We start from the raw sequence: 3449 nt of genomic DNA on the forward strand, positions 1-3449 counted from the left end.
GGAGGTAGGTAGGAAGTCCTGTCCTGAGGCATTTTTGTTGTTTGGTGACTTCGGTTACCATCTGATGGAAATGCTGGATTAACGTTGCCTGACCGCGCGTTACCGGATGATATCTCGAGAAGCTGGTCTTAATGATACGGCCTCGAAGTGCACCGGCGTGCCTTCATATGAGGACTGTATCGACACGTCGATGTCATCAAGAAATAATCTGATTGTAAAAGGTAATTGGATTGCCGCCCTTCGGGACGGCTATGGATGAGCATAGACAATGAGAACGAAGAAGTGAATTAAGGGCATTTGGTGGATGCCTTGGCATGCACAGGCGAAGAAGGACGTGATACGCTGCGATAAGCCGTGGGGAGCTGCGAATAAGCTTTGATCCATGGATTTCCGAATGGGGGAACCCACCTTAAATGCTTGGAGAATCCAAGCCGTGCTTTGGTACGGTTTGGGTTTCCAAGCATTATGATAAGGTATCTGCATCTGAATACATAGGGTGTAAGAAGCGAACTCAGGGAACTGAAACATCTAAGTACCTGAAGGAAAGGACATCAACCGAGACTCCGTAAGTAGTGGCGAGCGAACGCGGACCAGGCCAGTGGCAATAAGGAATAAAGTGGAACACTTTGGAAAAGGTGGCCATAGCGGGTGATAGCCCCGTACACGTAGAACACTTATTGTCCTTGAGTAGGGCGGGACACGTGAAATCCTGTCTGAACATGGGGAGACCACTCTCCAAGCCTAAGTACTCGTGCATGACCGATAGCGAACAAGTACCGTGAGGGAAAGGTGAAAAGCACCCCGACGAGGGGAGTGAAATAGAACCTGAAACCGGATGCCTACAAGCAGTCGGAGCTCGAAAGAGTGACGGCGTACCTTTTGTATAATGGGTCAACGACTTAGTGTAGCAAGCAAGCTTAAGCCGGTAGGTGTAGGCGTAGCGAAAGCGAGTCTGAATAGGGCGTTTAGTTTGTTGCATTAGACCCGAAACCGAGTGATCTAGCCATGAGCAGGCTGAAGGTTGGGTAACACCAACTGGAGGGCCGAACCCATATCTGTTGCAATAGATTGGGATGACTTGTGGCTAGGGGTGAAAGGCCAATCAAACTCGGAAATAGCTGGTTCTCCGCGAAAACTATTTAGGTAGTGCGTCGATCGAATACCCTCGGGGGTAGAGCACTGGATGGGCTATGGGGACTCACCGTCTTACTGATCCTAACCAAACTCCGAATACCGAGGAGTACTAATCGGCAGACACACGGCGGGTGCTAACGTCCGTCGTGAAGAGGGCAACAACCCTGACCTCCAGCTAAGGTCCCCAAGTCATGGCTAAGTGGGAAAGGATGTGAGGATCCCAAAACAACCAGGATGTTGGCTTAGAAGCAGCCATCATTTAAAGAAAGCGTAACAGCTCACTGGTCTAAATAAGGGTCTTTGCGCCGAAAATGTAACGGGGCTAAAGCCATGCACCGAAGCTGAGGATAGTACAGTTATAGTGACTGTGCTGTGGTAGCGGAGCGTTCCGTAAGTCTGTGAAGGGGGACCCGTGAGGGCCCCTGGAGATATCGGAAGTGCGAATGTTGACATGAGTAACGATAAAGGGAGTGAGAGACTCCCTCGCCGAAAGACCAAGGGTTCCTGCTTAAAGTTAATCTGAGCAGGGTTAGCCGGCCCCTAAGACGAGGCGGACACGCGTAGTCGATGGGAACCACGTTAATATTCGTGGGCCTGGTGGTAGTGACGGATCTTGTGTGTTGTACATTCTTACTGGATTGAATGTGCGGCGAAGAGGTTCCAGGAAATAGCTCCACCGTATAGACCGTACCCGAAACCGACACAGGTGGTCAGGTAGAGTATACCAAGGCGCTTGAGAGAACTATGTTGAAGGAACTCGGCAAATTGCACGCGTAACTTCGGAAGAAGCGTGACCCTGTTGTACGCAAGTATGTCAGGGTGGCACAGACCAGGGGGTAGCGACTGTTTATCAAAAACACAGGGCTCTGCGAAGTAGCAATACGACGTATAGGGTCTGACGCCTGCCCGGTGCTGGAAGGTTAAAGGGAGGGGTGCAAGCTCTGAACTGAAGCCCCAGTAAACGGCGGCCGTAACTATAACGGTCCTAAGGTAGCGAAATTCCTTGTCGGGTAAGTTCCGACCTGCACGAATGGCGTAACGACTTCCCCGCTGTCTCCAACATAGACTCAGTGAAATTGAATTCCCCGTGAAGATGCGGGGTTCCTGCGGTCAGACGGAAAGACCCCGTGCACCTTTACTATAGCTTTACACTGGCATTCGCCAAGGCATGTGTAGGATAGGTGGTAGGCTTTGAAGCGGGGACGCCAGTTCTCGTGGAGCCATCCTTGAAATACCACCCTTATCTTCGTGGATGTCTAACCGCGGTCCGTTATCCGGATCCGGGACAGTGTATGGTGGGTAGTTTGACTGGGGCGGTCGCCTCCGAAAGAGTAACGGAGGCGCGCGATGGTGGGCTCAGACCGGTCGGAAATCGGTCGTCGAGTGCAATGGCATAAGCCCGCCTGACTGCGAGACTGACAAGTCGAGCAGAGACGAAAGTCGGTCATAGTGATCCGGTGGTCCCGTGTGGAAGGGCCATCGCTCAACGGATAAAAGGTACGCCGGGGATAACAGGCTGATGACCCCCAAGAGTCCATATCGACGGGGTTGTTTGGCACCTCGATGTCGACTCATCGCATCCTGGGGCTGGAGCAGGTCCCAAGGGTATGGCTGTTCGCCATTTAAAGCGGTACGTGAGTTGGGTTCAGAACGTCGTGAGACAGTTCGGTCCCTATCTGCCGTGGGTGTAGGAATATTGACAGGATCTGTCCCTAGTACGAGAGGACCGGGATGGACGTATCTCTGGTGGATCTGTTGTCCTGCCAAGGGCATAGCAGAGTAGCTATATACGGAATGGATAACCGCTGAAGGCATCTAAGCGGGAAACCAACCTGAAAACGAGTGTTCCCTATCAGAGCCGTGGAAGACGACCACGTTGATAGGACGGGTGTGGAAGTGCAGTAATGCATGAAGCTTACCGTTACTAATAGCTCGATCGACTTCTTCGTTCCCATTGATTATGTTCATCGAACGCAGTTCGATGATGACTTCTGTTCTGTCTTCACGGGCTAAAAGCCCTGCAGACGGCGCGCGCCACAAGGCGCGACGGACTAACGTCCTGTATGGGAACATACGGACAGGTCACAGAAAGACGTGTTTAAATTAAATAGAGTGAGACGAATGTCTCCTCTCCAGCTTCTCGAAACAACAGTTTCCATGTGAAAACATGGTCATTCGTTGCGTTTTGCCGACCTGGTGGTTATTGCGGGGCGGCTGCACCCGTTCCCATTCCGAACACGGCCGTGAAACGCCCCAGCGCCAATGGTACTCCGTCTTAAGACGCGGGAGAGTAGGTCGCTGCCAGGTCTGCAAAA

2 rRNA genes are annotated in these 3449 nt (G+C 52.0%); both read left to right on the forward strand.

Annotated elements, in window-relative coordinates:
* Positions 1–276 precede the first annotated feature (276 nt).
* Positions 277–3083, forward strand: a 23S ribosomal RNA gene (locus ACQZ51_RS23495).
* Positions 3084–3326: 243 nt separating this feature from the next.
* A 5S ribosomal RNA gene (gene rrf, locus ACQZ51_RS23500) occupies positions 3327–3441 on the forward strand.
* Positions 3442–3449 lie beyond the last annotated feature (8 nt).

The sequence above is a fragment of the Agrobacterium sp. CG674 genome, from assembly GCF_053521645.1.